Source organism: Dorea sp. BIOML-A1 (genome assembly GCF_009875615.1).
Classification (GTDB): Bacteria; Bacillota; Clostridia; order Lachnospirales; family Lachnospiraceae; genus Dorea_A; species Dorea_A amylophila.
The window spans coordinates 23,484-30,352 of the sequence record NZ_WWSA01000035.1 but is presented as its reverse complement, the minus strand read 5'-3'; the positions used below and the strand labels follow the sequence as shown (position 1 = coordinate 30,352).

Annotated in this window: 7 protein-coding genes; all 7 read right to left on the bottom strand. The window is 47.2% G+C overall.

The window, feature by feature from the left end:
- Positions 1-101: 101 nt before the first annotated feature.
- The 7 genes from GT508_RS12400 to GT508_RS12375 all read right to left on the bottom strand — a co-directional run bounded on the left by GT508_RS12400 (position 102) and on the right by GT508_RS12375 (position 6,850).
- The gene (locus GT508_RS12400; RefSeq protein ID WP_005333500.1) at positions 102-548 is read right to left on the bottom strand and encodes a hypothetical protein; all 447 of its coding nucleotides are present in this window, start codon (positions 546-548) and stop codon (positions 102-104) included.
- 13 nt (positions 549-561) lie between these two features.
- Positions 562-1,248 (bottom strand): hypothetical protein, encoded by a 687-nt coding sequence (locus tag GT508_RS12395; protein ID WP_005333502.1) that lies wholly within the window; start codon positions 1,246-1,248, stop codon positions 562-564.
- A gap of 20 nt (positions 1,249-1,268) precedes the next feature.
- The gene (locus GT508_RS12390) at positions 1,269-1,853 is read right to left on the bottom strand and encodes a sigma-70 family RNA polymerase sigma factor (RefSeq protein ID WP_022415106.1); all 585 of its coding nucleotides are present in this window, start codon (positions 1,851-1,853) and stop codon (positions 1,269-1,271) included.
- A gap of 16 nt (positions 1,854-1,869) precedes the next feature.
- The gene (locus tag GT508_RS12385) at positions 1,870-2,289 is read right to left on the bottom strand and encodes a DUF3268 family zinc-finger domain-containing protein (RefSeq protein ID WP_005333505.1); all 420 of its coding nucleotides are present in this window, start codon (positions 2,287-2,289) and stop codon (positions 1,870-1,872) included.
- A 160-nt stretch (positions 2,290-2,449) separates the two neighbouring features.
- Complete coding sequence (locus tag GT508_RS12380) at positions 2,450-2,725, bottom strand: hypothetical protein (RefSeq protein WP_008373818.1); 276 nt, start codon at positions 2,723-2,725, stop codon at positions 2,450-2,452.
- A 62-nt stretch (positions 2,726-2,787) separates the two neighbouring features.
- A complete protein-coding gene (locus GT508_RS14460; protein WP_040015509.1) occupies positions 2,788-3,150 on the bottom strand; it encodes a hypothetical protein in 363 nt (120 codons plus the stop codon).
- A gap of 67 nt (positions 3,151-3,217) precedes the next feature.
- On the bottom strand, positions 3,218-6,850 hold the full coding sequence (locus GT508_RS12375; protein ID WP_226861981.1) for a VaFE repeat-containing surface-anchored protein: 3,633 nt from the start codon (positions 6,848-6,850) through the stop codon (positions 3,218-3,220).
- Positions 6,851-6,869: the final 19 nt, after the last annotated feature.

Genomic DNA, 6,869 nt, shown 5'->3' with positions numbered 1-6,869 from the left:
CTTACTCTTTCTGAACATGAAAATACCCCCATATAGGACTTTTATATTTCATTGTCCTATATGAGGGTAGCATATCACAGTACGGGCGGCTCATTTTCTATCTAAACGGATGTATCCGGAAGTTCCGGCAGTTGATCGGTGAGTTCTTCATATCCGAGAATATCTCCGGCACATGGCATCGATTGCCCTGTTCCCTGCTGTGGTTTCCGGAAGTACAGCCGATACCGATGTCCCTCTAGGAGTTTGATATTCTTTTCCAGTGAGAAGGCGTATTCCTTTCCGTTATCACTGGCAAACCAATATTGCTGGTTTTTCCCGAAGAGTGTCTGTTCCCGTTTCGTGCAGCTTACGTCCAGTGACAGATAAGCATGTGTATGGATCAGGTGGTAGAAACTGAGTGCACGCAAGATGCTGCAGATTCCGATGAGGAGGCTCATGAGGATAAAGAGCCGGTCATGGGTGGCGATCCCGAAGATGCACCCAAAAAGTACACAGAAAAAGCCGATTGCACTGATGGCAACCAGCTTTGTGAAAAATGGTTTTGGCATAAGGTTCCTTCCTTTAACATGTATGAAATGTGATTTGTTTATTCAGGTACAAATTAGCAATAGCCTGCAGCACTGGATACTGGGTATGGTGAATCTGGACATCATCCACAAGTGTTTGGTAAGTTGTCTCCGGTTCTGTGTATAACTCATCCATAATATCCGATTCGTTGTGGATTACTTTTTCCTGCTCCATACTTGTGACAAGCTCAGCGGTCGTGAGGGATACCTTATCAGCCAGCTTCAGAATGGTATCTTCCATCGGTGAAGAGGGTTTCTTCTTTAAATATCTGCCAAACTCTTTTGCACCAATAGTTCCTTCCAGATAAAGCTGAACGCAGCCAAAGAGCCGGATGGGAAAGGTATCCTTCAAGGGAATAATGGTCAGACTGCCGAGAAGGCGATATAAGGCATCCACCCCTGTCAGTCCAATTCCGCTTACAACCAGACCGCGTAAGGAAAGTCGGTTCAGATAGTGTTGGAAGGATAAGCCTTTCGGACCTTCTTTCTGTATCTGGCGCAGGGTATAGGCATCCTGGAGTTCATGGAGCGTCAGAATCTGGAAGGCAAGACAGCTCCAGAGCAGCAGCTCGTCATCCGATAGTCCATATTCTTGTCCATCGTTGATTACAAGAGGAATGGATTTTCCGCCTGTCGTTTTTTGAAATTTTAAGGTTCCGACAGCAGTATAAAGTGTCAGCATAAAAGTTCCCTCCTTCAAGGTTAAGTCAGAAGTGCATAGAGTGCATCATCCTGCTGTAATAGTTTCCGTGCTTTGCTCTGCCATGCCCGTACACGATTGGCTGGTACTTGGTAGTGTTTTGCCAAGTCAAAGCTGGTATATCCCTGCTGTTGCAGATAGAGGGCTACAATTCCCTTCTGAATAGTTGAGGACTGTCCGGTGCCAAGCTGGGTTAAATGCTCAAGAAGCAAGGTCTGGTTTGTGTCCTTTTCCGGGTGAGTTGTTTGTGTATCCTCGTAGGAAAACAAATCACGATAATGGAGATGTTCATCTTCAGATGATGCTTCGTCCAGAGAACAGAGCATGGAGCGGTCACGGGCAATTTTCCGCCAGTAGTCAAAGATGGCATGACGGATGATAGTTTTGGCATAAGGCTGGAATGATCTTCCTTCCTCAAATCCGACAGCCGACCGGCACAAAGCCAGATATCCAATCTGACATAATTCCTGTTGTTCTTCCTCAGTTACATAGGCAGCGGTGCGGGTCATGGAACGAATCATGATCGGAACCAGATCCATGGATTTTTCCACCAGTTGTTTTTGCTTTTTATTTAGTGGTAAGGTCATCATCAATCACCGCCTTTCAGCTGGCTGCCCGGAGGCGGAAGGGAATATGGTTGTTCTTTAAAACATCTGCGGATTCCCGAATGAGCTGGTCGCACATATAGTTGCTGAACTGTCCGATGTGAGCCTGCTTATCTGTCAGACAGAACTTATCTGCCACCCAGCGATATGCTTCCGGTTTGGAAAGGATGCCCTGTTGCCAGATCTGATCGAAAATTCGATGTGCCTGAATCCGCTTTTGACGAAGCTCCCGGTTGGCGAGCGTTCCTTTTGGTATCTTGGTTCCCGGATGTACCCCGACATAGGAATTGCAGGATGGATAGTGGGAGCAGACATAAACCTGTCCGCCATGAGAATGCGTTCCATATACAAAGGATGCATCTCTTAATATTGCTGTTCCGCCGCAGTAAGGGCAGCGGATGATTTTTGGTTTCTTCATCTGTTTTCACCTCGCTTGTACATACACGATACGTAACGTGTACGTGAATAACCAGTACGTACTGTATACTTATATTGTAAGTAAGCAGGTGATGAATTCCCATAGGACGCAAGCGGATACTGATCCCAGATTCGGACTAAATGGCACGAATCCCCATTTTTCAGATGCCGGGATAGAAAATTGCTCGGATGAGCGGGAATAAGCCGCTGTCTGTGAAACGTGGATAATTAACCGGTGTAAAGATGAACTTCTCACAGAAAATCCGTAGCAGGAATAAGCTGATCAGTACCAGACAGAGCAGGTAAGTGTTCCTGCGCCTTCTGGTCCATGGCTTTTTCGGACGGAATTTCACATACAGGACAAAAATCATGGGAATAAATATCAGGTTCGTAAAGACCTGATCGATACATTGGATGATTGAAATTACGTTTAACATAGGCAGTGCCTCCTTTCTTTACATATCCTGTACGTATAAGAGCCTGAAAGTGCAACTTTTTGTTACCAGTCATATTGCTGGTTCTCCTGAAGCCGGAGCAGTGCCGGAATGGGACATGGCTTTAAAGGCAGCTTCTGAGCGGCCAGATAGGGCAGATAAAGCTCTGTAAAAGCAGCAATGCTCATGCTTCCGGTACATTCGGTTGGCTCCGGTATCCGGGGAAACAAAAGCGCTGCATCTGAAAGAGGGAGGATGCAGGGGCTTCCCGTTTCATCCGGATGGAATAAAAAGCCAGAGTTCTCACAGCTTTCCTGTGCGTTACAAGTGCGGCACCAGACGTAGATACAGGAGTGCCAGTTCCCTTCACAGAGGTTCAGAAAATGACGGATGTGCTTGGCATCTGTCTTGCAGTGGGGGTGTTTCATATTCATCACCTACTAAAGAAGCAGGCAGTTCCATGTGGGAGCTGCCTGCAGGAGTCTTCGTTATGAGTTACTGATGTTTCTTTTTGCGTTTGAAGTAAACGATGCCCAGGACACTTGCACCTGCAAGTGCAGCTATGGCGATTCCGGCATACAGGAGAAGCGGCGTCTCATCGCCGGTCTTTACAGGCGGAGCTACCGGAGGCGTCTCCGGTTCTTTCGAAAGCTCCGTCATGTGTACGGTCTGACCTTCATCCTTCAGATCCTCATGGGAAGCAATCTCATGCTCGGTTTTTCCGTCTGTATAGTAGAGCTTTTCAAAGACAACCACATCCTGTCCGGCAAGAGCAGAAGCGTCGAAGGTAAAGGTAACTTCCACAGAGCCGCCAGCTTTTTCTGCTTTAAATTCTGCCTGAGCGGTAACTGGTTTTCCGTCTTTTAACAAAGCCTCTCCGGTTTCCTTATTCATCAGGGTTCCGATGACTTTGTACTCAGATCCAGGCATCAGACCATGATAAGTGACCGTATCTACGATAGTCGCTTCCTTGGAAGCAGAGACATCCTGATCCCCGTCACTGCCGTCTTTGGCTGTGGTTTTGATTTCCGGGAAGTAGATGGTCTGGTTGGCATCTTTGATGTCCGCATGTACCGCTACTTCGTGATCTTCAAAAGTCATTGTTTCAAATGCCACGAGCGTTTTTCCGGAAAGTGCAGAGGCATCAAAGGTAAAGGAAAGCTCTACGCTGCCGTTAGCTTCTTCCGGAGTGAAACTTGTTTCTGCAGTCACAGCTTTGCCATCCACATCGAAAGGTTTTTCGGTTTCCGCATCCATGAGTGTTCCTGTCAGCTTGTACTCTTTGCCTGGGATCAGGTTTTTGTATTCCACAAGGTCTGTAAGCGTCAGTTCTTTTTCCGGTTTTGCATAGTGTGTGCCGGAAGCAGCATCTGTTGCAGTGGTTTTGATTTCCGGGAAGTAAATAGTCTGTCCTTCATCCGCAATGTCTGTGTGTACGGCAACTTCCTTGTCTTTGTAAGCCAGGGATTCAAAGACAACTACTGTTTTCCCTTTTAAGGAGCTGGCATCAAAGGTAAAGGTAACATCTACCGTACCAGCGGATTCTTTTGGCTTGAAGGATGCTTTTGCTGTCACCGGTTTTCCGTCTGCTTCGACTGGTTTCTTTGTTTCTTTATCTATCAGAGTTCCAGTCACTTCATATTTCTGGTTAGGAACCAGCCCCTTAAAGGAAACCGTATCCACCAGCGTGATTTCTTCCTTTGCACAGGAAATATTGGAGTTCGTGTCCGCATCTTTCGCAGTAGTCTTGATTTCCGGGAAATAGATGGTCTGGTCTTCATCGTTGATGTCGGTATGGACTGCAAGCTGCATCTCATCCTGATATAATTCCTCGAAGACAACGGTTGTTTTTCCCTTTAAGGAAGTTGCATCAAAGGTAAAGGTTACTTTGACGGAGCCGGAGGATTTCTTTGCAGTAAATTCAGTTTCAGAAATCACCGGTTTTTCATCCACAAGGATTGGTTCCCCGGTTTTTTTATCCATTAAGGTTCCAGTCAGTTTGTATTTCTGGCCCTTTTTCAGTCCTTCGTATTCCACAACGTCTTCAATGGTCACTTCTTTTGCCGGCTGGCTCATGTGTGTACCGGTCTCGGCATCCAGAGCAGTCGTGCCGATCTCAATGGCATCATCGGTCAGAGTTCCAACCTGTATCAGAACAGAATCCTTATAAACCTTGACTTCAAAGGTTAAAAGATCCATGCCTTTGTTGGAATCACAACGCTGTTCCGCCAGAGTGTAAGTATCGTAAATGAGAGCGCCTTTGGAATCATCCGGTTTGGAGGTGCCGAACCAGATGCCGTCTTCCGAAGACTCACCCCGGTTGGTATTTGCGGTATGTTTGTTCCATTTGGAGGAAGTGCTGGCATAACCGTTGGCATCTGTCACAATCACATGGCTTTCGCCTGTTGTTTTGGAAGTGATCTTAAATGGCACATTTGCCAGACGGTTCTGGCTGCCGTCAGCAATCTTGACAAATTCCAGATCCCCGCGGATGACCTGATTGGAGATGGAATTGTCTTTTGCAGTCAGTTCCACGATTTTTCCCTGTTCTGTGATGTCAAATTCTACAGAGATCTTTCCGCTGTTCAGATAACCGGAAGGTGCAGTTGTTTCATCCACACGGTAATGTCCGAATGGGAGAGCATCTTTTGCAGTTGCAGCAGAACCGGATTTATCGGCAGTAAGTGTAAGGACAACCTGATCTTTCGTGTAGGATGTTCCGTCTACTAATACCGGATTTTCATTTAACGTAGTGATCGCAAAGACAGTACCTTCCAAAGTGGCAGAACCCTGCGGTTTTGCTTCTCCGGTCTCGCTGTCACGTTTCTGGATCTTCACTCCGCCACGGATGACAGATTCTTCTATGGTAGAAGACTGGTATACCGAAACCATTTCCTGCTTACCGTCACCTGTAATTTTCTGTACGAAGACAGTTGGATTGAGCTGGTATCCGGCAGGGGCTTTGCTTTCCTGTACCGTTATGGTACCGAGCGGAAGACAGACGGTCTTGCCATCACTGGTATAGTAAAAGGCATCGCCGCTTACAAAGGAATCTTTGGTAAAATGCATCTTTCCGGAAACATCTGTTTTTAATACCCAGGTACGTGCCGGTTTCTTTCCAGCTTCCGCAGGATCACTGTCAGACTGCTCGGTATAGAACTTGACTGTAAATTCTGCGTTTGCAAGGGAAGCTGCTCCCTGTGGGGAGGCTTTCTTTGTTTCGGCATCCAGCTTTTCAAGCACCAGATTCATGGGATTATTCTGCGGAATATCTGTTACGTTTGCAGCAGAAGTCTGTTCTGCTTTTACGGTGACTTTGTGAGCTTTGGTGTCTACAATGTAGCCTTTGGAAGCAGAGAGCTCTTTTATGGTATAATCGCCTTCCTCCAGTTCGCCGGATCTGGCATACCCGTTTTCATCAGTGGTCAGTTTCTGGATGAGCTTCTCACCCTGATAGATCCCATACACAGCACCCTTTAAGCTGTAATTCGGATTCCCGTCCGATACGCTTCCGTTGGCAGAAGATTTTTTCAGTTCGATCCAGCCGTTTGGAACCTGATACCAGCTTCCGGCAATGGTCTGGCTGCCCTGTCCCGGAACGATGAATGCCCGGAAGCCTTCCGGCGGGTTCGGAAGTCCCTGAATGGCACTGGCTACTTCCAGTGCTTTATCAATATAGGACTGCGGGGCGCCATGGAAAGCTCCGGTGTCAGCGGAATTACCGGCATAGATGTAAGCGACAACCAGATGTCCGATGACATAGCTGTTATCATCACTCCAGCCACTGAAATATTTATCCTTGACGACTTTATCGTAGCCGTAACCGCCGTTTAAGTAGTAGAGCGCTTTTCTGAGCGGGGAGTTCTGGCTTAAAAGGTCATAGGAATAGGAACCAGAGGAAGGTGTTTTCTTCAGTGGTTCCACGCAGTAGGCAGTATTGCTCCCGTCAAAGCTCATGCGGGAGGTAAAATAGCTGCCGTAAGGGATATTGGCACCTGCCTTATAGCTGATGGTGCCGTCGGCTGCATGAACCGGAAAACTGCCGGAAAACAATGCGCCGACTGCGACAAGGACTGCCAGCAGCATAGCCAGCGTCCGTCTGGTATAGGATTTGTATGTCTGTAACATAAGTCTCCTCCTTCTTGAA

Coding starts and splice junctions, on each gene's coding strand:
- GT508_RS12400 (WP_005333500.1), bottom strand. CDS start 548: ATGCCAAAACCATTTTTCACAAAGCTGGTTGCCATCAGTGCAATCGGC.
- GT508_RS12395 (WP_005333502.1), bottom strand. CDS start 1,248: ATGCTGACACTTTATACTGCTGTCGGAACCTTAAAATTTCAAAAAACG.
- GT508_RS12390 (WP_022415106.1), bottom strand. CDS start 1,853: ATGACCTTACCACTAAATAAAAAGCAAAAACAACTGGTGGAAAAATCC.
- GT508_RS12385 (WP_005333505.1), bottom strand. CDS start 2,289: ATGAAGAAACCAAAAATCATCCGCTGCCCTTACTGCGGCGGAACAGCA.
- GT508_RS12380 (WP_008373818.1), bottom strand. CDS start 2,725: ATGTTAAACGTAATTTCAATCATCCAATGTATCGATCAGGTCTTTACG.
- GT508_RS14460 (WP_040015509.1), bottom strand. CDS start 3,150: ATGAAACACCCCCACTGCAAGACAGATGCCAAGCACATCCGTCATTTT.
- GT508_RS12375 (WP_226861981.1), bottom strand. CDS start 6,850: ATGTTACAGACATACAAATCCTATACCAGACGGACGCTGGCTATGCTG.